General features: G+C 50.0%; 21 protein-coding genes and 4 pseudogenes. 12 read left to right on the top strand and 13 right to left on the bottom strand.

Annotation, left to right across the window (positions count from 1 at the left end; genetic code table 11):
• Positions 1–14 precede the first annotated feature (14 nt).
• The 6 genes and pseudogenes from VV089_RS10215 to VV089_RS10190 all read left to right on the top strand — a co-directional run bounded on the left by VV089_RS10215 (position 15) and on the right by VV089_RS10190 (position 5,080).
• On the top strand, positions 15–1,133 hold the full coding sequence (locus tag VV089_RS10215) for a tyrosine-type recombinase/integrase (RefSeq protein ID WP_334335802.1): 1,119 nt from the start codon (positions 15–17) through the stop codon (positions 1,131–1,133).
• On the top strand, positions 1,126–2,079 hold the full coding sequence (locus VV089_RS10210) for a tyrosine-type recombinase/integrase (RefSeq protein ID WP_172543525.1): 954 nt from the start codon (positions 1,126–1,128) through the stop codon (positions 2,077–2,079). Before VV089_RS10215 ends, VV089_RS10210 begins: the two co-directional genes overlap by 8 nt.
• Entirely contained in the window at positions 2,069–3,109 is a 1,041-nt protein-coding gene (locus VV089_RS10205) for a tyrosine-type recombinase/integrase (RefSeq protein WP_334335801.1), read from the top strand. The genes VV089_RS10210 and VV089_RS10205 overlap by 11 nt, the downstream gene beginning before the upstream one ends.
• 116 nt (positions 3,110–3,225) lie before the next feature.
• A pseudogene (locus VV089_RS10200) lies at positions 3,226–3,798 on the top strand (integrase core domain-containing protein); the annotation flags it as partial.
• Positions 3,799–4,617 (top strand): ExeA family protein, encoded by an 819-nt coding sequence (locus VV089_RS10195; protein WP_334335799.1) that lies wholly within the window; start codon positions 3,799–3,801, stop codon positions 4,615–4,617.
• Between the two features lie 10 nt (positions 4,618–4,627).
• Positions 4,628–5,080: a hypothetical protein gene (locus VV089_RS10190; protein ID WP_334335798.1), complete on the top strand. Its 453-nt coding sequence runs from the start codon at positions 4,628–4,630 to the stop codon at positions 5,078–5,080.
• A 170-nt stretch (positions 5,081–5,250) separates the two neighbouring features.
• Here VV089_RS10190 and VV089_RS10185 read toward each other — a convergent pair.
• The 11 genes and pseudogenes from VV089_RS10185 to VV089_RS10135 all read right to left on the bottom strand — a co-directional run.
• Positions 5,251–5,583 (bottom strand): annotated as a pseudogene (locus VV089_RS10185) (hypothetical protein); the annotation flags it as partial.
• Between the two features lie 12 nt (positions 5,584–5,595).
• Positions 5,596–6,054, bottom strand: a complete 459-nt coding sequence (locus VV089_RS10180) for a hypothetical protein (RefSeq protein ID WP_334335796.1) — start codon at positions 6,052–6,054, stop codon at positions 5,596–5,598.
• The gene (locus tag VV089_RS10175) at positions 6,051–6,257 is read right to left on the bottom strand and encodes a hypothetical protein (protein ID WP_334335795.1); all 207 of its coding nucleotides are present in this window, start codon (positions 6,255–6,257) and stop codon (positions 6,051–6,053) included. Before VV089_RS10175 ends, VV089_RS10180 begins: the two co-directional genes overlap by 4 nt.
• Before the next feature lie 14 nt (positions 6,258–6,271).
• On the bottom strand, positions 6,272–6,970 hold the full coding sequence (locus VV089_RS10170; protein WP_334335794.1) for a hypothetical protein: 699 nt from the start codon (positions 6,968–6,970) through the stop codon (positions 6,272–6,274).
• Positions 6,970–7,575, bottom strand: a complete 606-nt coding sequence (locus VV089_RS10165) for a hypothetical protein (RefSeq protein ID WP_334335793.1) — start codon at positions 7,573–7,575, stop codon at positions 6,970–6,972. The genes VV089_RS10170 and VV089_RS10165 overlap by 1 nt, the downstream gene beginning before the upstream one ends.
• A complete protein-coding gene (locus VV089_RS10160; protein WP_442891513.1) occupies positions 7,565–7,744 on the bottom strand; it encodes a hypothetical protein in 180 nt (59 codons plus the stop codon). The genes VV089_RS10165 and VV089_RS10160 overlap by 11 nt, the downstream gene beginning before the upstream one ends.
• Positions 7,728–8,003, bottom strand: a complete 276-nt coding sequence (locus tag VV089_RS10155) for a hypothetical protein (protein WP_334335791.1) — start codon at positions 8,001–8,003, stop codon at positions 7,728–7,730. Before VV089_RS10155 ends, VV089_RS10160 begins: the two co-directional genes overlap by 17 nt.
• Before the next feature lie 14 nt (positions 8,004–8,017).
• The gene (locus VV089_RS10150; protein ID WP_334335790.1) at positions 8,018–8,323 is read right to left on the bottom strand and encodes a hypothetical protein; all 306 of its coding nucleotides are present in this window, start codon (positions 8,321–8,323) and stop codon (positions 8,018–8,020) included.
• Between the two features lie 217 nt (positions 8,324–8,540).
• Positions 8,541–12,683: a SpaA isopeptide-forming pilin-related protein gene (locus VV089_RS10145; RefSeq protein ID WP_334335789.1), complete on the bottom strand. Its 4,143-nt coding sequence runs from the start codon at positions 12,681–12,683 to the stop codon at positions 8,541–8,543.
• Between the two features lie 201 nt (positions 12,684–12,884).
• Complete coding sequence (locus tag VV089_RS10140; protein ID WP_334335788.1) at positions 12,885–13,829, bottom strand: ParB/RepB/Spo0J family partition protein; 945 nt, start codon at positions 13,827–13,829, stop codon at positions 12,885–12,887.
• Positions 13,783–14,220, bottom strand: a pseudogene (locus VV089_RS10135) (ParA family protein); the annotation flags it as partial. The gene VV089_RS10140 and the pseudogene VV089_RS10135, both read right to left, overlap by 47 nt.
• Before the next feature lie 129 nt (positions 14,221–14,349).
• On the opposite strand from VV089_RS10135, the gene VV089_RS10130 reads away from it, so the two are divergent.
• The 3 genes from VV089_RS10130 to VV089_RS10120 are packed head-to-tail and all read left to right on the top strand — an operon-like array spanning position 14,350 to position 17,555.
• Positions 14,350–15,576, top strand: coding sequence for a site-specific integrase (locus tag VV089_RS10130; RefSeq protein ID WP_334335787.1), 1,227 nt, complete (start codon positions 14,350–14,352; stop codon positions 15,574–15,576).
• Positions 15,569–16,555: a tyrosine-type recombinase/integrase gene (locus tag VV089_RS10125; RefSeq protein WP_334335786.1), complete on the top strand. Its 987-nt coding sequence runs from the start codon at positions 15,569–15,571 to the stop codon at positions 16,553–16,555. Before VV089_RS10130 ends, VV089_RS10125 begins: the two co-directional genes overlap by 8 nt.
• A complete protein-coding gene (locus tag VV089_RS10120; RefSeq protein ID WP_334335785.1) occupies positions 16,548–17,555 on the top strand; it encodes a site-specific integrase in 1,008 nt (335 codons plus the stop codon). Before VV089_RS10125 ends, VV089_RS10120 begins: the two co-directional genes overlap by 8 nt.
• A 130-nt stretch (positions 17,556–17,685) precedes the next feature.
• On the opposite strand, the pseudogene VV089_RS10115 reads toward VV089_RS10120, so the two are convergent.
• Positions 17,686–18,087, bottom strand: a pseudogene (locus VV089_RS10115) (ParA family protein); the annotation flags it as partial.
• Positions 18,088–18,262: 175 nt separating this feature from the next.
• Between VV089_RS10115 and VV089_RS10110 the strand changes: the two are divergent.
• The 3 genes from VV089_RS10110 (at position 18,263) to tnpC (ending at position 20,910) form a co-directional block, all read left to right on the top strand.
• Positions 18,263–18,649, top strand: a complete 387-nt coding sequence (locus VV089_RS10110) for an IS66 family insertion sequence element accessory protein TnpB (RefSeq protein WP_172542955.1) — start codon at positions 18,263–18,265, stop codon at positions 18,647–18,649.
• Positions 18,642–18,998, top strand: coding sequence for an IS66 family insertion sequence element accessory protein TnpB (gene tnpB, locus VV089_RS10105; RefSeq protein WP_334335784.1), 357 nt, complete (start codon positions 18,642–18,644; stop codon positions 18,996–18,998). Before VV089_RS10110 ends, tnpB begins: the two co-directional genes overlap by 8 nt.
• Positions 18,999–19,272: 274 nt before the next feature.
• Positions 19,273–20,910, top strand: coding sequence for an IS66 family transposase (gene tnpC / locus VV089_RS10100; protein ID WP_334335783.1), 1,638 nt, complete (start codon positions 19,273–19,275; stop codon positions 20,908–20,910).
• Between the two features lie 141 nt (positions 20,911–21,051).
• Here tnpC and VV089_RS10095 read toward each other — a convergent pair whose 3' ends face one another.
• A complete protein-coding gene (locus tag VV089_RS10095; RefSeq protein WP_300838082.1) occupies positions 21,052–21,231 on the bottom strand; it encodes a hypothetical protein in 180 nt (59 codons plus the stop codon).
• Positions 21,232–21,271: the final 40 nt, after the last annotated feature.

Genomic DNA, 21,271 nt, shown 5'->3' with positions numbered 1-21,271 from the left:
GGAGGCTCTGCCGCATGGCGAAAGAAAGGGGGGATAATTACTATACTATTGAGTTGGGTCAGGCCTTTATAGGCGACCAGTCCCATGTGGTCCCAGAAAATACGGAGCGTTATCATCACGAGCGGACTGTTGCATATAAGAGATGCATAAAGCTTGTTGAGTCTTACCTGGCAACAGGCACTGTTGATTGGACCCCCGCATTACATTGTGCGGCTTTTCCCGTTGAATCCGATGCGCTTCGAACCAGCTTCTTAAAGTTCCTCTCGGAGCTGACGAACCGGGAACTTAAGCCGAATACGATTGATGGATACCGCAGGTTCACCTACTACTTTATTGAATATCTGGAGGGAAAAGGATATAGATCCCTTGCTGACGTTAAACGTGGTGATATCGCAGCTTTTATATCCGTCATATGCAGCGAACGTTACCAGGCAACCAGTCTCGGGGCGCATATGCCAGGCTTGAAACTGTTCCTCTCCATGTTTGGGGAAACAGAACCATTTCTGCCCGAAATACCTGGGCATTTGCCAAAAAAGCGTGACATACTCAAGGTATACAGTGATGATGAATACAACAGGATCATCGCCCATCTTGACGAGGCAGAAGGCCTGTCGTTCCGAAATAAAGCGATAACGATACTGGCCATGAATACAGGCTTAAGGGCGGTGGACATCTGTGCGGTCAGGCTGCGGGACATTGACTGGGAACATGGCATCATCCATATCGTGCAGCAGAAGACGGGAAGGACCCATGATATCCCATTGACAGAGGCCATTGGAAATGCGCTTGTCGACTGCCTTCTGAATGAACGGCCTGTGTCAGACCTGGATTTCGTTTTTCTCAGGTCCGTCGCTCCCCATGGCCCCTTGATGAGCCATGCGGGAATCCGGAACATCCTGTTCAACGTGGTCAATGATTCTGACATTGAAGCCAAAGGGCGGAGCTATGGAACCCGGATCACCCGCCACAGCACTGCTTCGCGCATGCTCAGGAACGGAGTGCCGCTTCCTGTCATATCAGAAGCCCTTGGCCATGGAAATAAGGACAGCGTGATGATATACATAACGACGGATAATGCCAAACTTGCGGAATGCACACTTCCCCTTCCGAGAGGAGGTGCATGCCATGGATAGCCGTACACTTAGGGAAAACGCCACGGAGTTTATCAATTACAAGCGTTCCATAGGCTATGCCTATGAGGCGCAGGAGTACCTGCTGAACCGATATGTCCAGTTCGCTGGGGCAAGGACGTCTTCACCTGTACCCGTTAAGGACACAACGGATGAATTCCTTTCCTCATTAACCGGCTCCCCGGGTACGCTGTACCAGATGGCAGCTGTCCTCCGGGAATTCAGCAGATACCTGCTGGCACGCGGATTTAAGGAGTCTTATGTGATTCCGCCCAAAACGGCATCCCAGCCTACTGCGGAGAATCCGTATTTCTTCACGGAAAAAGAGGTCGATGCGTTCTTTGAAAAGCTCGATGCCATTAAGCCCAATAGTTCTTTCAGGGGAAGGGAAATAGTTCTGCCTGCATTGTTTCGGCTGCTTTATTGCTGCGGGCTGCGGTGCAAGGAAGTACGCACGCTCCTTCGCGTCAACGTGCATACGCAGGATCATTATATCGATGTCATCCAGTCAAAGGGCCCGAAGAGCCGCAGGATTTTTATAAGCCATGAGCTGGCTGGATACCTGGCTGATTACGATGTGCGTATAGGCATCCTTTTTCCTGGCAGGGAATACTATTTCCCAAGCAGTACGGGAGGCTGTTACTCATCACTGTTTGTTTCCAGCAATTTCAGACGTTTTTGGCTGGAAGCGTTCCCGGATTTTGAAATGGCGACACGGCCGAGGGCCTATGACTTCCGCCACCATTTCGCATGGTCCAACCTCAACCGCTGGGCTGCGGAGGGGCTGGACCTGAATGTGATGCTTCCTTACCTTATGAGGTATATGGGGCATCAAAGCGTGAGCGGGACGCTTTACTATTTTCATTTTGTCCCTGAGTTCTTCCCTACATACAAAAGCATGACAGACGCCCTTGAAGATGTCATCCCGGAGGTATCCTATGAAGAATAAGAAAGATGCCTCCAAAAACAGTGCCGTGTTCTGGCAAATGGCGAAGGATTACGTGGACCACAGGCTGCCGGAGATCAGAAAGTCCAGCCCGAATACAGTAAAAGCTTACCGGGACAGTCTGAACAAGTACGTTGATTACCTTGAATCCGAGAAAAAAATAAGGAGGACGGATATCTGCTTCTCTGATTTCAATAAGCAGAACATCACCGACTTCCTTGATTGGATGCTTAATGCGAAAAAATATGCTTATAAAACCTGCAACCTGCGCATCACGGCGATACATGCCCTGCTGGAGTATGCCGCAAATGAGAACAGCACTGACCTGATGGCCCTCTACCTTGAAGCATGCACTGTAAAAGGGTTGAAAGTCACGGCAAACCCCATTGAGTATTTCGAAAGCTATCAAATGAAGGCCCTCCTGGCAGCCCCTGATGGAAAAACAACAACCGGGAGACGCAACCAGATGATGCTTATTTTGTACTATGACACAGCAGCCAGGATATCTGAACTTCTGGAGATGACAGTCAGCCAGCTCCACCTTGATGCCGATATTGCTTACCTGACAATCCTTGGAAAAGGAAGGAAGTACCGCAACATACCACTGATGGATAAGACAGTCAGACATTTAAGAAGTTATCTCCATGCCTTTCACAGGGATACCACTGCAGACTGTCCCCTGTTCTATGCAAGGTCACATGGCAGGATACATCCATTGTCCCATGATACAGTGGAAACCATGATAAGAAGGTATTGCAAGGTTTGCGTTGAAAACGGCACATCCATGCCAGGACAGCCGCATTGCCATATGATAAGAAAAACACGGGCCATGGACCTGTATAAAAACGGCATGCCCCTTGCCCATATCCAGCAGCTTTTAGGACATGAAAGCATGTCAACCACTTCCGGTTTCTATGCCTTTGCGACGATAGAAACCCTTTCAAAGTCTATGTCCGCAACGAATCAAGAAGACACAGGGGCAGGGAAAAAGTGGGATGACCGGGGCATCCTTGAGAAAATCTACTCTCTGTAAATGTAAAAAACTATTCCGACATTTCTGAACCTGAATGACCTGATTCACTCATTCCGGCTCAAAATGTCGGAATAGTCAAAACATCGGTATAGTCGACACTATCACGATATCGTGATAGTTTCGATAACGGCAGCGCCTATAAGAACAAACAGATGGAACTGCTGGCCGCCCGCATCGGAACCACCATTAATTACTGCAGACCCTATACCCCGACAGCCAAGGCCAAGGTAGAGAGATGGTTCCGGACCATGAAGGACCAGTGGATGGCCTCCCTGGATATGCGGGATTTCCCTTCCCTGGAGGCCCTTTCCGGAAGCCTGTGCGCCTACGTCCGAGGCTACAACCTTTCCGCCCATTCCTCCCTTAAGGGGAGCACCCCTCAGGAACGTTTCTTCTCCGAGCCGGAAAAGGTACGCCGTCTCCCGGAAGAAAAGATGAAAACGGATTTCCTCCTGGAACTGGAGCGCAGGGTATCCGCAGACAGTGTGGTCACCATCGGGAACGTGGAGTATGAGGTGGACATGCGCTTTGCCAGGCAGAGGATACGGCTGCGCTGCTCTCCGGGCATGGACGAGGTCTATGCGGCAGAGGCGGACGGCACCCTGCTCCCGGTAAGGCTCTTGAACAAGCAGGAGAACGCTTCCGTGAAGCGGGAAAAACTCCTCCTTTCCGAAGGGGGTGAGGGATAAATGGAAAAAGGACATTCCATGGAGGTTTTGCGTTTCGGGCTGGAATTCAACCCTTTCCTGAAGAATTCCAAAGAGATCCTGGTGGAGACGGCCCAGTACCGGGAAGCCCTCTTCCGCCTTTCCTATCTGGCTAAGACAAAGGGCTTCGGCCTGCTCACGGGCGGGCCGGGGCGGGGCAAGACCACTGCCGTGAGAAACTGGGCGGCAGCACTGAACCCTTCCCTCTACAAGGTGGTCTATTCCTGCCTCTCCACGCTCACCGTTTCGGATTTCTACCGCAGCCTCGTGGAATCCCTGGGCGGGCAGCCCTCCTTCCGCAAGCCGGATAACTTCCGTTCCATACAGGAGGAAGTCAGCCGGCTGTGCCTGGAGAAGAAAAAGACCCCCGTCATCATTATTGATGAAGCGAATTATATAGGCAATGCAATCCTGAATGACTTAAAACTCCTGTTTAACTTCGAGATGGATTCCAGGGACCGGGCCGTGATCCTTTTGTGCGGCCTGGGGCAGCTGAACAATACCCTGCGCCTGTCCGTCCACGAGCCTCTGCGCCAGAGGCTCGTGATGAACTTCCACATGGAGGGCATGACGAAAGATGAGGGGAGGACTTTCATCCGGGCAAAGCTTGACGGGGCGGGATGCAGCCATGCCGTCTTTGATGAAGGAGCCACCGAGGCCATCCTGAACGCTTCGGACGGCACGCCCCGTGTGCTTAACCGCCTCTGCTGCCAGAGCCTGCTGTGTGCAGATGCAAAAAAGCTGGATCTGGTGGATGCCGACACAGTCATGCAGGCCATAAACGACTGTGAACTGGGATAGGAGGCCGCTTATGGATAAGATAAAAAGGAAAGCCCTGCAGCGGGAACTTAAGGCGGTGGAGGATGCCTATGCCGGGACACTTGGCTGGCTGGAACTTGGGGAACTGCGTTCCTGGGTGGAAGCTGGAAACAGCCCCTATGAGAATCCGGAACAGGCCATCCATGAAGATGGTACCTTTTTTGACTTCATCGAATGGCATCGGACGGCACGGTGGGTCACCGTCAGGGAACCTCTCGATTTACGGGAGCTTTCGGACAGGGAGCTGTTTAACTTTTATACGGACAGACGCTCTGGCCATGGCTCTTTTGAGGAGACAAAAAAGTACCTCCGGGATGCACAGACCTTTCTGGGCTGTGAGATCCTCACTCTCATAGATTTTCTGAAAGAGAGAGAGCTGCTGTATGCGTACCTGCGTTATAAATATCCTGAACCACTGACAGAGGAAGAGGAACTTCCATTCTGATCCTTTCAGGAAGAGATACCCCTGCGCAATTAATTTGCATAGGGGTATTTTCAGTTCCGAATAATGTGCGAAACCATGTTCCCACAATGTGACGGGAAATCTATCATAGATTACTTTCCTGCTAATATAATCTGCAAATCTAATGCTCTTTTAATCTGAAGAACAACACATATGGGGACGGCTCTGCTCCCGTAGTAGCCCTCGTGGGTGTCCGACACGTCGAAGTAGTATTTGAGGGTGTTCCTGCGCCCCTTGGTGTCGAATACGGCGATGCCTTTGCTGTCCTTGTTCACCCACCGCTTAAAGAGTTTGTTCCAGACCTCTATGGTGGTGACGGCGGTGGCATCGGGTCTCTGGGCGTAAATGAGGAGCTGCTCGTCAAAGCGGCACTTGTAATTGCGGCAGGCAGAGGACAGGAAGCCCTGCCACGCCTGCGGGTTCCTCGTGACGGTGACGCCCGTCCGCTGATACAGCTCCGTGATGAGCTGGTACTTTGCAGCCATTCTCACACCTCCTTATCGCTCTAAATCCTTGTTCCTGTGTTTTCGGTCATACTCGCCGCAACGCCCGGCAATCTCGGCGTACATCTTATCGTGCATCTCACGCTTAAAGGCTCGGTATTCCTTTGCATTTTCGGTTGGCTTGTACCAGACGCTGTCTTGGTCTGCCTTATCCATCTGCTCATAGCGGTGATTTATCTGGTCGATGTACCTCTTATAGATGGCGTGGGCGGCGGGAGCGTCCTTTGCGTAGCGGTAGCGGTCAAGGCTTCTGTGGGAACCGTGAAGCTGTGCATACTCATAGAGCATACGGATAACTTCACGGTCAAGCCCTGCCTGCCCCTCGGCGGCATAGACCTCCGACAGCCCGCTGCACCGCCACGAATGGAATGGGGCGGTGTCGTTGGAGCTGTGGGAAGATAGATACACGCCGTCTTTCTTCACGGTGATACGGTTGATAAGCTCGGTACTCATTCCGCACCACCGTCCAAAAAGGTGATGACCTTGTTCGCCCTGATGCTCTTTTGCAGGTCGTTGATGAGGGTGATGTCCGCCACCGTGATGCCCTGCATGGAGAGGATGTCGTCCATCGTCATGGCGGCGATGGCTTTTTCCTCGGTAAAGCCTGCGTCTAAAATCTTGTTCAAGACCTTGACGGCTTTCTGGTTTACTGCCATAGTTCCATTCCTCCTTATCGTTCATGGTCTTTGTGCTTCGGTGCTTTCTTGGGAGACGGCGGTTCTTCGGGCTTCGGCTCATAGCTGTGTCCGTTCATCTTCATCTTCTCCGCAAATTCGCAGATGTGGTAAAGGCTGCTGCCTACCTCGGTGTGGTACTCGTCAATGAAACGGCAGGTCTTTTCCGTCTTTTCTCCCCACGCATAGCTGATGATGATTCTGCCGCCGTCTGGGATGCGGAACCTTTCATTATAATGGGGGTCTATGAAGCGGATGCCCTGCCCGGCTTTCTGGATGTGACCGTCAAGCCAGTCCTTGACGTAGCAGTAGCAGTAAAAGTTATAGTCGCCTTTTGTGGGGTTGCAGCGGAGCAGGAAAGCGTGCTTTTCCGTATCCACACGGAAGCCGTACTCGGTGCAGTAGTTCCCCATAAAGGCGGCATCGGGATTCGCCCTTGCAAACGCCGCCATGTCACGGCGGTTGTGCAGAAGCCCCCTGCCCTCACGGAGTGTATTGATAACCTCGTCAAGCTCCGCCTTGAACTCGTCCGTTTTCCACCTGTCCCAATGGTCATCCCATGTGGTATAAAAGCCGTTCCCAGAGCTGTCGAAATCTCCACGCAGATGCCCGATACAGCCCGTCTGCCCTGCAATCTGCGTACTCTGGGAATAGGTGTATTTCTGTTCGGGCTGTGTCAAAGCTCGTACCTCCATCAGCGTCCCTCCCTGCTTTTAGATTTTTTCTCTTTCTCCTGCGCCTTGATTCTGGCAAGGGCTTCCTTTGCCCATTGGGGCATGTGGTCGGGCTTGATTTCCCCAAGGACATCGTACCTTTCCCATCTGCGATGCTCGCCCGTGGCAAGGCATGTGCCGAATACCGCCTGCCCCCTGCCGCCAGTCGCACCGTTTCCGCCGTCCGCAAGCACAAGCTGATAGGCGGAATGGCGGTATTCGTAGCGGTTGACCTCGGCATTGATGACAACGACTTTTCCCACGATGCTGCCGCCCCTATTGTCGGGGATGCAGTCGTCTATGGTGAACGGTTTCATATCGAACTTGAACTGTTCCTGCTCGGCTCTCACAAGCCCTATCTGTTCCTGCACACGCTCCGTGAAAATCTGCATGGCTTCCAGATAGTCATCCGAGCCGACAGCATCCGTCACCCATTCTGCGGACAGAGGATTGTCGTAGGTGCAGTGGCAGACCAAAAAGGGATATTCCGCTTTTTCGTCTACGCCGAACACCACTTCCTTTCTGCCGATGTGGATGCTCTGCGTGACCTCGTAAGAGCTTATCATCCTTTTTTCCTCATTCTCCATCGGGATTCTCCTTTCTCTGCTTTTTTTCTCTCTGCTCGTCTAAAATCTTTCGGATACAGACATCGCAGAAGATGGTGTATTTGTCCTTATATCGGGGATAGGGGCAGGTCGTACAGTCGTATCTTTTCTGGCTGTCCTTGGCAGCCGTATTCTTATCGCCCACGGTCATCACCGTTCCTCTGCTTGGGGGCAGGGGGATTGTTGTAGGGCATACGGCTCTCGGACTGGTATCGCTCATTGAGCTTCTCCCGTGCCGCCGACAGCTCGTTACAGTAATGCCCCCAGAAATAATTGTCCCCGCCCTTGCAGTACCAGCACACATAGGGGTTGGGGGCTTTTGGGTTATGCCCTATGACAAGCTCTGTACTCCCGATGGTACACCTCTCGATGATTTCATATCCTTGGTTGGAGCGTTTTTCTTCCTCCATAATCAAACCTCCGTTCAGTCGCTTTTTGCATATCTGCGGTATGCCTTTTCCCCTCTGGCTCGGAGCTTCTGCATCCGCAGGCTCCCATGCAGTTCGGGGTGCTTCTCCTGCAATCTGCGCCTTGTCCTGCTGATGCTCTCAAAGCTCGGCAAGCCCAGATATTTATGCTGTGCCATGACCTCGGCAAAGGGCATCGCCCCTGCGCCTTTCAGACAGGAATTGCAGACTGCAAGGTAAAGGGTCATGTCATCGTTTCTGGCTTCCTCGTCCTTTTCCAGAATCCGTCTGACCTTGCCCTCAATGGTTTTCAGATTGTGCATAGTGTACCTCCATAAAGGGTAGGGGCGGCATTTTCAGCCGCCCCGTCCCTGCATACTTGGGTTACTTATTTTTCCTGTGGCGTATGTTGAGCCACAAGGCTCCGCCGCCAATGAATGCCACAAGCACGATGGCGATGATGGTCTTTGCGTCCATTCTCATAAGACCTCCTTTCCGGTTTCTGACCGCAGGGGCTTCATGCTGCCCGTGATTCGGTCATCATTCCTCTTTTTTCTTCTTCCCTTTAATCCCAAGGAATCCCAGAACGCCCGCACCGATGGTGAATGCCGCCGCAAGGCTTACCCAGAGGGCAGGGTTGAAGTCATCGCCCGTTTTCGGGGTGTCACGGAGTTCATTGTGCATCTGGACGATGGTGGTGGCTCCCATCTGCACGGCAGCCTGCTTGTCGGCGGGCAGGATATAGCCTGCGGATGCCTTGTCGCTCACCTCGGAAACGGTATACTCGCCAATCCGCAAGCCCTCGATGGAGATTTCGCCGTTCCTGTCGGTCTTAAAGGTCTGGTCGTAGTTCACGCCCGTGATGCGGAAAGAGAAGCCCTCCACCCTGCCGTCCGAGGATGTCTTGACGATTTTGAGGTTCCCTTTCTGGGATTCGTTCAAGAAGCCTTTTCCTGCTTCATTCTCCACGGTGTAGGTCTTGCCGTTTTCCTCGATGGATACGGGGTAAACATTTTCATCAAGCACAAAGCCAGTCGGTGCCGTCTTTTCACGGACAAGGTACTTGCCGTAGCGGAGTTCGGTCATCTGGTAGACGCCTCCCTCCATCTCGGTCATCGTGCCGAGCAGTGCATCGTCCTTATCCAGTTTGCCGTCACCGTTGGTATCCGAATAGACCTCGAACACCGCCCCCGTGAGCTTGTTGTCGGGGTAGTCCTTATCCACTTTTGTGAGGGAGATGCTGCCACGGATGAAGTAGTTCACAAGCTCTACCTCGACAGCTTCATCCACCGCACCGATTGTCACGGCGATTTCTTTCTCGGAAAGTACATATCCTTTAGGGCTTTCAATCTCACGGATTACCCATGTGCCGTAGGGTACTTTGGCAAAAGAAAAACTACCGTCCTCTGCGGATACGGTAGTCGCAATGGCTGTCTCCTTGGTAAATTCAGTCATGCCAGTCTTGAAGATGCCGATTGTCGCACCGCCCAGAGCCTTGCCGTCCTCGTCCGATTTCTTCCCGCTGACAGAGCCGTAGATGAGTTTGTTCTCAATGGCGTTGCCCTCGTTTGCGGAGATATGGACGAGTGCCGTGTCCTGCCCTGCATACGCAAAGACAACAGGGTACTTGGTGTCGCTTGTGAGATAGGCGGCGTTGGTGTTGATTTCCTGCACATAGTAGCTGCCAAGGGGCAGGTCGATGACTGACTTCCCGTGACCGTTCCCGTCAAGGGAAAGCACCTCAAGCAGGCTGTCGGCAGGGATTTCCGCACCGTCTGCGACGGTCAGCCCCTCTGCCGTGTAGAGACCGAAGCTCACATCTCGGATTTCGCCGTTTGTCCCCACGCCATAGGCTTCGTCTGTCTCAAGGCTCTTTACTAGGTCAATCTCCACACGCTGACGCTCATTGTAGAAGTCCGTGGCAGTTTCTGTGACGGCGATTTCCTGCCCTGCATACACAAGCTCAACGGCGTGTACCTCGCTATTCAGCACAAAGCCAAACGGGGCGGTGACTTCCTTAACTTCATATTTTCCAAGATACAGTTCCTTGGACTTTGCCGTGCCGTCCGCACCCGTGGTAACGGTGTCAACCACTTCGCCCTTGGACGCTCGGAGAGTGCCGTCCAAAGTGTAAATGTCCTCGGCGGCGGTAATCTCATAGACCGCACCCTCAAGACCTGCCACGGAGAAAATCGGCTGGTACAGCTCCTTTGTGCCAGACACGGTGCTGAATACCTCGCCAGACTTCCCAACGGTGATAGTGCCTTTCTGTGCGGTGTTGGAGCGTACCACCTCAATGACGGTGATGCCGCTTTCTTCCTCGGAGTTCTCCTGCACCACGTCAAAATAGACTGGCTCGGAGTTTAGGACATAGCCGTAGGGAGCCTGCACTTCCACAAGGGAATATCCCGTGCCGTATTCCAGAGTCTGGGGCGTGATGAGGTCGCCGTCCGCCGTGGTGTAAAAGGTGTCGATGGTGGTCACTTCGGGATAGGTGAACGTCATAGTGACAAGCTCACCGTTGGGGTCGTAAATCTGGAAGCCCACACCTGCGTAGGGGATGGTGTTCCCCGTCTCTGCATCTTTCTTCACCACCTTGATATAGCTCTCAAAGTTGGCATTGTTGATAAGATAGCGGTAGGTGTTGCCGTTTTTGCTGATGAACACGTCAAAGGGCTTCATCAGCTCACGCCCCTCCCATCCAGAGGTCTGCTTTACGGTGTAGATGCCGTAGGGCATGTCCTTGGTCTGGGCGAAGCCGTTCTCATCGCAGGTGAGGATGTCACGCTCGGTTTCCTTGGCGGCTTCATAGCTGCCTGCGGATTTGAGGTAGACTTCAAATACGGCTCCCGTTTCGGGCGTTTCAATCTGAGTCTCGCCGTTGTCGGTGTGCTTGATGATGGCGATATTCCCCTTGATGACCTGCTCGTTCACATCGTTCTTGGCAGAATTGTATTCCACCGTGTAAAGCTCTGGCTCTGCGCCTACATGGTGGATTGTATTGTCCAGAAGATAGCCCTCGGACGGGGAAATCTCACGGATGCTCCAGTCATTGCCGCAGACATAATACTTGGTGGTGAACTGCCCGTTTTCATCGGTGGTGTAGCTGTCAATCAGTTCCTCGCCTTTATAGATGCCGTAGACCGCACCTGCAAGGGAAGCGTCCCCCTGCGGCGTTCCCGTCTCCACGTCCGTCTTTGTCACGGTGACGTTGAACTTCTTCAGCACGTTCACAAAGCTGCGGCTCGTGACTTTTTTCCATTCAATCGGGGCAGTCTGGGACGCAGGCAGCACATAGCGGATGGCTGTATCCACTTCCTCCAGTACATAGGGCGCATCTCCGCTGATAAGCACGTTCTCAAACCTTGCCACGCCGTCTGCGTTGGTGACGGCATATTCATCCACGGGCAGACCGCTTAGGGACGTGCCGAAAAGGTGGAACTTCATGCCCTCCACGATGCCGTCCTCGGAAGTCTTTATCACCTCCAGACTGCCACGCTTCAAGACGTTGTTGAAGTTCACGGTGGTCGTCCTGCCGCCGATTAGGGTCACGGTCTGGGTCTGCTGCGGCTCGTAGCGGTCAATGGACTGCTCGGTGATGGTGTAGGTGGCGGGGAACAAGCCCTCCACGGTGAGGTTGCCCTCTGCGTCCGTCTTTACGGTCTTGTCGAAGCCGTCGCCCTTGATGTGGAAAGAGATGCCCGAAACAACGCCGTCCTCGGAAGTCTTTTTGAGGGCTATCGTGCCGGTGGGGGTCTCGATGTTGAGATACGCCCTTACGCCGCCGACATTCTCCACGCCCGTCACCAAGTCCTGCAGGTTCGGGTCGCCGTAGGCAATCATCTTCGCCCCGCTGTCTACCGTGGGTACGCCGTCCTTGGTGGCGGTGATGCGTACCGTGCCGCCGATGGCTTTCGTGGAGCTGATGGTCAGCGTGTTCCCAGACTTTGTGACGCTCACGTTGGCATCGGAGCTTGCAAAGCTGAAATCGGAGAGTACGCCGTTGCTGTCGTTGAGGGTGAGGGAATATTTCCCGTCCTTGTAGGCTAGCTCCCTCGTGATGTCATTCTCACCGCCTGACATAAAGCTCGGTATGGTGTTGTGGTTCGCCATGAGGGACACAATCTGGTCGTAGGCAGCCCTCGCCCCGTCATTGGCGTAATTGGAGCCGAAGTGCAGGCTGTAGATGGTGCTGCTCGTCTGGTGGTAGGAGCCAGTGGATTCACGGCATCCCGTGACGAACTCCCACACGAGGGTCTGGGTGGCGAGCCATTTCTCGTCATCGCTTCCCGTGAGGTTATGGCGGTTGCCCTGGTATCCGTAGAGCAGGGCAAGCCCCACGGCTTTCCTCTGGCTGTCCGAGAGGGCGTTCCATGCGTCCGAGGAAGCCCGTCTTAGGGTGTTGCCCGTTTTCAGCGGTACGCCGGGCTGGATGCAGAACGCCGTCTCGCCGTCCACCGACATGCGGTACTTGTACTTGCCCGTGCCGCCTGCGGTGTAGCCGCCGATACTGGCACTGGAATTGTACCGCATGGCGTTCCCGCCGCTGTCATAGGTCATGGAAAAGGAAATCGTGCCGATGTCGCCTGCCGCAAACGCCGTGGTTGCGGGAATGACGGACAACGCCGTGACCGCAGCCATGACAAAAGCCGCAGCCTTTCTGAAAAATTTAGGGATTCTCATAGTTACCTCCTGTAATCTGGATTGTTGTTTGCCCGACTGACCGAAAAAAAGCTGCCCGACTGGACAGCTTAAATAAATCTCTTTTTCTCGGATAGTCTTGGCAGTATCAAGGGGGAGAGGTGTGGAGAGGGGGAAAGCCGATTCCGTGGCTATCCACCCATGCCGCAAAAGGGCAGACTTCGCCCTCGGTGTGCGGCAGCCCTACCTTTCCCGGTCTTTGCTCCGCTGCAAGTGGCGGTTGTAGAACTCCAACGCCTTGACAACGAAGTCTGTTTCCTGCCCTCTGGGGATGGACTTGGGGATGAGATTGGTTATCCTTTCGTCCTTGAAAGCAGGCTTTTCTTTCTGGTTGGGCTTTTCCTCCTGCATGATGCTCTGGATAACCTCATTGGTGAGCTTGCCCTCCTGCATGAACTTCTTCATCTTGATAGCCTGTGCAAGCGAGGGCGTGGCATCGCTGTACTCCATCGCTTCAAGCAGGGTGTACTGCTGTCCCTCGGTGAGATAGGATAGTTCCACCGCAGGACGGAACGCAATCTGGCGTTCATCTACCATTTGCAGGATTTCGGGGACAAGCTCGGTTAGGCGGATATAGCGGTAAATTTGTGGTTGGCTGTCACCACTTTTCTGGCTTATTTGTTGTGCAGATGTTGTCCCTTTCAACTTATTATCCAGTGGAGAAGAAGTTAAATCGCTTCTTTCTCCCTGCCTGTTCATAGCTTCAAGCCGCATCTTGTACGCAAAGGCTTTCTCACTCGGCAGAATGGTGGTTCTCTGGAGATTGCTCTCCACCATGACGATAATCGCCTCGTCACGGGTCAGCTCCTTGACCTCGCATTTGAGCGTTTCAAGCCCTGCAAGCTCACAAGCCTTTTTCCGCCTGTGACCGCTGATAAGCTCATAACGCCCGTCCTCTTTCATACGGACGGTGGCAGGTGTCATAACGCCGCTCCGCTTGATGCTGTCAACAAGCTGCTCCATATCCTCGTCCATTAAGACCTTGAACGGATGGTCTGGGAACTCGTCAATCTCCGCAAGGGGAATGTCCCGTATCTTGCTTAGGTTGGCTTCTTCACGGCTTTGGTCTGTTTCAAACAGGTCATCGTATGCGGTCAGCTCGATTTTGCTTTCTCTGCTTTTCGCCAAGCTCTGCCACCTCCTTTCCGAACTGTTCATAAGCTGCGGCTACCTTGCCGCCTTTGTCGTAGGCAAAGATGCTTTTCCCCTCTGCGGTGGCTTCCACGGCACGGATGGAGTGTGGTATCTGGGTATCGAACACCTTGATTTTCTGCCCATAGGCACTCCTTACCGTGGCGGTGATTTCCTTGGAGATGTTCGTGCGGGGCATTACCATCGTCATAAGGATGCCGTCAATCCGCAGAGGGGGATTGATTTGCCGTCTGACTTTCGACACGGAGCGAAGCAACAGCTCTAAGCCTTTGGCAGAAAGATAGTGGGGCTGTGTGGGGATAACCACGCTGTCAGCCGCCGCCAGTGCGTTGATGGTGAGCATACCAAGGCTCGGCATACAGTCTAATGCGGAGTTAAATATTATGCAGAGTAACTATCTGCAATCATTAATAAAACCTATGATTTTCTTTCTGTTTACTCAGCATAATATTCCATATAGAATACCTCTTACAAATCACAGAAAGGGGGTTCCTATATGGAGCAACACGAGGTAACTATTGAAGAATTAGTAAATGGGCTGATGGATCACCTTAAGCTCATTGGCTACAAAGAAAGTACCCGGGAAAGATACTTGGCTTATTATAAAGTCTTTATCAAGTACTGCAGAAAGAAGGGGATTGATTATTTTTCACTTGATCTTGGAAAGCAGTTTCTGTTAGAACATCACAAGCATAAGTGGGTTGATTTTGAAAATCTGACAATGGCTGAGAATTATCTCCAGCGTCACATATGGATGTTGTACGAATTTCAATTGTACGGTGAAATCCGCCAGAAAAAACGACTTTCAAAAAACATGAGACTTGAATATTTTGAGGGTGTTTTAGATGGCTACATTGCACATGAAACAGAAAGAGGACTTAAGGATACAACCTTAAAGGGCAAGGAATTTTCTGCGAGAAAAGTATTTAAGTATTTCGAAAGCATCGGGATAAAAAACACCAGCGACATACGGTCCGAGCATGCATATGGATTTTTGGCAAGCAGATCCTACTACTCTATAACGACAAAAGAGGCTTATCAGTATTTGCTTAGGAGCCTTCTCGCTTATATGAGCCAAAAGGAACTGTGCAGTAAGGATTTAGCTCAGATGTTTCCGGTTATTTCAATTCACACCAAGAATTCATATCCTTCGTATTTCACGCCGGAATGTATAACAAAACTGCTTCAAAGCATCGATACCGAAACGTTGTATGGGAAAAGAGATTATCTGATTCTCCTCTTGGCAGCAACCCTTGGAATGAGGTGTATCGATATATGCCGGCTTACTCTGGATGACATTGATTGGAAAAGGAAAACTATTGGTTTTGTACAGTCTAAAACCGGTGAATATGTTTCATTACCCATTAGTGATGAATTGCTTATGGCTCTTATCGATTATATAAAAAACGCACGTCCCGAATGTGGTTATAGAGAAGTATTGGTCAGCAACCGGGCGCCTGTGAAACCCTTTGATCACAGAAATTTCCATGAAATGCTGCAAAAATATTTTAAGCGTGCAGAAATTACTTTTAAAGAGGACCAGAAGCATGGGATGCATTCCATGCGTTCTTCTTTAGCAAGCAACATGCTTAGAAGTGAGGTCCCTATTCCTGTGATCTCAAATGTATTAGGGCATAAATATACAGATACGACAGGGATATATATCAAAATCGATTTAGAAGGACTAAGAAAAGTCGCATTGGAGGTGCCGAGGTATGAGTGAAAAAGAGATGGCTGGATTCGATGGTTTATATGGAGATACGTGTATCGCCTTTATAGAATACAGACGAAGCCTTGGATATAAATACGAGGGAAGAATCGTCCGTGCAATCAGGGAATTGAACCGATATCTGAATGAGCATGCCGCAGATGACACTATAAATCTGACAAAAGAATTGGTTCTTGGATTTGCTGCTAGGAGAGAAGGTGAACAGCCTATGACCCAAATGCGTAGAGAAGCACTGATAAGGCAGCTTGCAACATATCTGAACAGCATTGGTGTTCCTGCATATGTTCTTCCGGAACATCAGCATGAAAGGTGTTCATTTGTTCCATATATTTTCACAAGGGAACAGATTTGCAGTCTGTTAAAGGCGGCAGACAGCCTTCCGTATGCTTATCGTTCGCCTAATATGTACAATGTTTACCCTTTCCTCATCAGACTGCTCTATTGCTGCGGTTTGAGAATATCTGAGGCCTTATCCCTGAAGATATCTGATATAGATTTTACAGATAAAGTGATTACGGTAAGACAGTCAAAATACAATAACACACGTTTAGAGCCTATGTCGGAGTCCCTGTTCGCATGCTTAAGGGACTATATGAGCGCGGTCAGATACTCGGAAAATGATACCGGTCTTCTATTCAGAAACCGATGGGGTAAGGCTTACCGGCCGAACTCTATACTTCAGAAGTATAAGAAGCTGCTTGAAGAAGCCGGTATCCCATGTACGGCAAGCGGAAAGCTTCCCCGCCTGCACGACTTAAGGCATACATTTGCAGTTCATGCACTTGAGGGAATGACTGCCCAAGGAATTGATATGTATGTTTCCATACCATATCTTGAGGAATACATGGGGCATAGAAATATCAACTGCACAGAGAAATACCTCCGCTTAACAGCAGACTCCTATGATCGGATAATTGATGCACTCACACCATTATACAATGACATGATCAAGGGAGGGGATGCAGATGAGTAAAAAATATTTATCGGATTATCTTACTGACTATCTCACGAGATACCTTCCTCTGCAGATAGGAGCAAGCCCCAACACTATCAGGTCATACAGAGATGCCTTTATTGTATTTTTGCGGTACTGTCGTGATGAATTAAAGATTAAACCAGAGAAGTTAACAATGGATCAGATTTCAAGAAAAATGGTTGAAGTCTATTTGTTATGGCTGGAAGAAAACAAAGGCTGTGCCGTTAGTACAAGGAATCATAGACTTACAGTCATTCATGCATTGATGAGATATATCACGGTAGAAGATCCCCAGTACATGTCCAAATGTCGGGAAATACTCGGAATAGGCTTTAAGAAACGCGCCAAAAAAGAAGTTGAATATCTAACAGTCGATGAATTGAAAATCATTTTTAAGCAGCCTGACAGTAAAAGAAAAAACGGCCAAAGAGATCTTACCATGCTTTCACTTTTATATGATTCCGGGGCAAGAGTCCAGGAACTTGTAGATTTAAAACTGAAAGACATCCGCTTAACAAAGCCTGCAACTGTTACGCTTACAGGAAAAGGAAACAAGGCAAGAATCGTGCCATTGATGCCGGATACGGGATCGCTGATAGAAAAGTATACAAGTAACTATGGTATCACAGTGCCTGATCAGTACCTGTTTGTGAATAAGATGAAACAGAAACTGACGAGATCCGGAGTCGAATATGTGATATCGAAATATGTGGCAAAGGCTCAGGCTAGCCACCCTGAAATAGCCATCTTAAATGTGACACCTCATATTTTTCGCCACAGTAAAGCGATGCATTTGGTACAGGCAAATGTAAATCTGATTTATATCCGTGATTTCTTGGGGCATGAATCAGTCAAAACAACAGAAATATATGCGAAAGCTGATTCTGCCGCAAAAAGAGAAGCTCTTGAAAAGGCAAGCGAAAAAATCATTCCAGAAAGCCGATACAAAGATAAAAAGAGAGAAGAACTCCTTGATTGGTTAAAGGAAATGATTTAAAGAGATCAACAGAATGGAGAATTATTATGCAGAGTATAATACGGCACAATCACAGCGAAATGAATGAATTCAGCGGTTTACTCCGCATAATAATTTACTCCGCATTAGATTGTTTATGTGGTTATCCACATAAAGTGTCCACGAGTACATAGTCATAATTCTTCTTGACCTCGCTTATGCAGGTTTTCAGCACGCTTTCACGGCTTATGGCGTTAATCAGTCTTACTTCCAGTCCCGACAGCTCAATGTTGGACGGGAGCAGGTCAACGCCCTCGCTGTGGTGCAGGATGCCTTGGGCGACATCAACGGATTTATCATCTATGATGTCCTGCATGATGGTGGAGAGAGTGACCTGCAAATCGTCTGGTCTGTGGTAGCCGAGGGACATGGTTAGGTTTGCCTGTACATCGGCATCAATGAGCAGGATTTTCTTGCCCTGCTGTGCCAGAGTTACGCCCAGATTCACCGCCGTGGTGGTCTTGCCCACACCGCCTTTCTGGTTGGTTAAAGCAATTACTTTGCAGTTTGACATGGGTGCGTCCTCCTTTCGCATAGATTTAGCCGCTTTGTCAAGGCGGCTATGTAAAATGCTATACTAAACCACACACTTTTGAATCGTAATCGTCAAAACGCTCGCCTTTCGCTAAAGTCATTTTTAGTCCATACTTGAAAAAAGCAATAGATTTTTCAAGGAGGAACTAAAGACTATGGATCAATGTACTCATGAAGTCCGTGCCGAATACTGGAAGGGAATCATTAGGGCATGCGGACAACGTCCGGCCGGACAGTCGGCAAAGAACTGGATGGATGAAAACGGAATCTGTGAACAAAGCTATTATCATTGGCAACGGAAATTCCGGCAAAAGGCTTATGAAGAAATGCGGAAAAGCAGCGATGCCGTTCCTGCAGTGGCAGAAAAGCCGGAGCTTTCTTTTGTTGAAATTCCCTATTGCTCTTCAGCAAAGAAAAACGGGCAGATGATTTCAGGCAGCACAGTTGCAGTCATCGGTACTTCTACATTAAAGATCGAGATTACCAATGATATTTCGGATTCCCTTCTGAGCCTGATCATAAGGGAGGCGTCCCATGCTTAAAGATGCCGCCGGTATCCGCCGCGTAGTCCTTGCCTGCGGCACGGTTGACCTCAGGAAAGGGATTGACGGCCTGGCAACAATCGTAGGCGATAAGTATGGGCAGAATCCTTTTGAAAAAGGAACTCTTTTTCTGTTCTGCGGAAAGCGGTCTGACCGATGCAAAGGACTTTTGTGGATGGGCACGGGTTTTTTGCTTCTATATAAAAGATTCGAAGCTGGAAGACTGTCATGGCCGAGAAATACACAGGAGGCTGCCGAACTTACGGAAGACCAGTTCCATTATCTGATGATGGGTTTAAATCCCCTGGATCCTAAGATCAAAGATGTGGAGCCCCAAAAAATTTACTGAAATATTTGTGCAAAACAGAGAAAATATATCGCTGTTTTAGCGCATAAAAAATGTCTGTTTATGTAGGAAGCAGACCTGTGCATGAAAGCTTCTATCTGCTGTCATGGACCGTGGAAGAAACGTTTGGACCTTGAAAACCCTATATTTTTGAACGCTGGAATGGGGCATCTGTGTACTGCTGGCGGCATGGCAGAATGACGATGGCCGATTGGGAGCCAAATGGCATCTGTTCCTGTTTTCTGTTATACTTAACCTATAAAGAAAGGCGGCCGTCATGTGCAGAAAATTTACACCAGACGAACTCAATACGATGGATCATGAGTCCAAGAACGATGTCATCTATCAGATGCAGGACCGTCTTGACAAGCTTGAGCATGATTATGAAAACCTCATGGAACAGGTACGTCTTGCGAATCAGCAGCGTTTCGGCCGTAATACGGAAAAACTGGATGAAATCGCAGGACAGCTTTCCTTTTTTAATGAAGCAGAAGCAAACTGCAATGAAAATGTGCCAGAACCAACGATAGAAGAAACCATTGCCTGCGCCATGAAGCCGCCCCGGAAACGCAGGAAGAAAGGGCAGCGTGAAGAGGATCTTAGGGATTTTCCACAGGAAGGAATTTCCCATGATGTCGCGGCGGAGGAACTGGATGATGCCTTTGGCAGAGGGAACTGGAAAAGTATGCCGGATGAGATCTTCTGGCAGCTTCGTTTTGAGCCAGCCCGGTGGACTGCGGAAAAACATGTCATTAAAGTCTATGTTGGGACAGGCGGGCTGCATCAGGATGAATTTCTCCGTGGAGATCATCCTGCCACCCTGTTTAAAGGGAGCATCGCAACCCCTTCCCTGGAAGCGGCAGTCATCAACGCAAAGTATGTAAACAGCAATCCTCTTGACCGCATTGCCCGGGATTTTCAGGAGAATGGCCTGAATCTGTCCAAACAGACCATGTCCAACTGGACGATATGGTCAGCAGAAAGATATTTTCTTCCGCTGTATGAATGGATGAAAAAGCGGCAGCTTGAAGCCCATGTGAATCAGTGTGATGAAACGCCTTTAGAGGTAATCCATGACGGCAGGCCTGCCGGGAGCAAGAGTTATATGTGGGTTCATCTCACTGGCGAACTCAGTCCTGTGCCGAAGATCATTATATATGAATACCAGAAGACAAGGCACAGCGACCACCCCAAAGAGTATTATAAAGATTTTACCGGATTCCTCATGACGGACGGTCTGGAACAGTACCATAAACTGGAACGGGATCTGGAAGGGGTGACAAACGCGAACTGCATGGCACATGCAAGGCGCCATTTTGCCAATGCCATCAAAGCACTCGGCAAAGGGAACCAGAAAGCAGTCCGGTCATCCATTGCATACAAGGCGCTCGTAAGAATCGGAGCCATCTATGATCTGGAGGGAGCGCTGAAAGACCTGACCCCGGAAGAACGTTTAAAAGAACGACAGGCCTCAATCAAACCGCTGGTTGAGGAGTTCTTTGCGTGGATCCGTGAAACACTGGCTGACCAGAAAGTCCTGCCGAAAGGAGAAACAGCCAAAGGATTAAACTATTGTCTGAATCAGGAGAAATATCTCAAAGTATTTCTCACGGATGGAGAAGTACCGATTGACGATTCAGCCAGTGAACGGGCCCTGAGAAATTTTACAATCGGACGCAAGAACTGGGTAACGATAAATACAGTACGGGGAGCACAGGCAAGTGCCATTATCTACAGCCTTACCGAAACCGCCCGTGCGAACGATCTAAATATTTATTATTATGTGAGACATCTATTGACAGAGCTGCCCCAACTCATCTATGCAAATGGAAAGATAGAAGAATCAAGACTGGAACCGCTCATGCCGTGGTCAAAGACACTTCCAGCTGACTGCTACAGTAAGCGCCGCAAATAAGCGGCGCTTCAATTTATAGGGAGCGAAGGATTTGACGCTTACTTTGAATCCATCAATGGTGTGGTTTAATAAAAGGCAGGACGCAAAAAAGCCGCTTACTCTTAGTTGAATTAAGAATAAGCGGCTTCATAACGATGTGCCTTACACATATTCAATTTTTACTTTCTTTATCGGGGCATTGGCTACCTTGAAGATAAGCTCGTCAACGCAGTCCCCATATTTGCCCTGCTGTATGAGCTGATTTTTCAACTCCACAAGGCTATGTAAAAGTAATGATTTTTCCCTGCTGTCTACATATAAGTGTGTTTTCTTTTCCCTCATACCGTCCACCATCCTTTCTTGGCTTCATTGTATTATAAAG

Source organism: Candidatus Merdisoma sp. JLR.KK011 (assembly GCF_036941125.1).
Taxonomy (GTDB): domain Bacteria; phylum Bacillota; class Clostridia; order Lachnospirales; family Lachnospiraceae; genus Laedolimicola.
The sequence above is the reverse complement of the archived record's forward strand: the minus strand, read 5'-3'. Positions and strand labels throughout refer to the sequence as shown.

Excerpts from the sequence above, each read along its gene's own strand:
- VV089_RS10215 (WP_334335802.1), top strand. The coding sequence starts at position 15 with ATGGCGAAAGAAAGGGGGGATAATTACTATACTATTGAGTTGGGTCAG.
- VV089_RS10210 (WP_172543525.1), top strand. The coding sequence starts at position 1,126 with ATGGATAGCCGTACACTTAGGGAAAACGCCACGGAGTTTATCAATTAC.
- VV089_RS10205 (WP_334335801.1), top strand. The coding sequence starts at position 2,069 with ATGAAGAATAAGAAAGATGCCTCCAAAAACAGTGCCGTGTTCTGGCAA.
- VV089_RS10195 (WP_334335799.1), top strand. The coding sequence starts at position 3,799 with ATGGAAAAAGGACATTCCATGGAGGTTTTGCGTTTCGGGCTGGAATTC.
- VV089_RS10190 (WP_334335798.1), top strand. The coding sequence starts at position 4,628 with ATGGATAAGATAAAAAGGAAAGCCCTGCAGCGGGAACTTAAGGCGGTG.
- VV089_RS10180 (WP_334335796.1), bottom strand. The coding sequence starts at position 6,054 with ATGAGTACCGAGCTTATCAACCGTATCACCGTGAAGAAAGACGGCGTG.
- VV089_RS10175 (WP_334335795.1), bottom strand. The coding sequence starts at position 6,257 with ATGGCAGTAAACCAGAAAGCCGTCAAGGTCTTGAACAAGATTTTAGAC.
- VV089_RS10170 (WP_334335794.1), bottom strand. The coding sequence starts at position 6,970 with ATGGAGGTACGAGCTTTGACACAGCCCGAACAGAAATACACCTATTCC.
- VV089_RS10165 (WP_334335793.1), bottom strand. The coding sequence starts at position 7,575 with ATGGAGAATGAGGAAAAAAGGATGATAAGCTCTTACGAGGTCACGCAG.
- VV089_RS10160 (WP_442891513.1), bottom strand. The coding sequence starts at position 7,744 with ATGACCGTGGGCGATAAGAATACGGCTGCCAAGGACAGCCAGAAAAGA.
- VV089_RS10155 (WP_334335791.1), bottom strand. The coding sequence starts at position 8,003 with ATGGAGGAAGAAAAACGCTCCAACCAAGGATATGAAATCATCGAGAGG.
- VV089_RS10150 (WP_334335790.1), bottom strand. The coding sequence starts at position 8,323 with ATGCACAATCTGAAAACCATTGAGGGCAAGGTCAGACGGATTCTGGAA.
- VV089_RS10145 (WP_334335789.1), bottom strand. The coding sequence starts at position 12,683 with ATGAGAATCCCTAAATTTTTCAGAAAGGCTGCGGCTTTTGTCATGGCT.
- VV089_RS10130 (WP_334335787.1), top strand. The coding sequence starts at position 14,350 with ATGGAGCAACACGAGGTAACTATTGAAGAATTAGTAAATGGGCTGATG.
- VV089_RS10125 (WP_334335786.1), top strand. The coding sequence starts at position 15,569 with ATGAGTGAAAAAGAGATGGCTGGATTCGATGGTTTATATGGAGATACG.
- VV089_RS10120 (WP_334335785.1), top strand. The coding sequence starts at position 16,548 with ATGAGTAAAAAATATTTATCGGATTATCTTACTGACTATCTCACGAGA.
- VV089_RS10110 (WP_172542955.1), top strand. The coding sequence starts at position 18,263 with ATGGATCAATGTACTCATGAAGTCCGTGCCGAATACTGGAAGGGAATC.
- tnpB (WP_334335784.1), top strand. The coding sequence starts at position 18,642 with ATGCTTAAAGATGCCGCCGGTATCCGCCGCGTAGTCCTTGCCTGCGGC.
- tnpC (WP_334335783.1), top strand. The coding sequence starts at position 19,273 with ATGTGCAGAAAATTTACACCAGACGAACTCAATACGATGGATCATGAG.
- VV089_RS10095 (WP_300838082.1), bottom strand. The coding sequence starts at position 21,231 with ATGAGGGAAAAGAAAACACACTTATATGTAGACAGCAGGGAAAAATCA.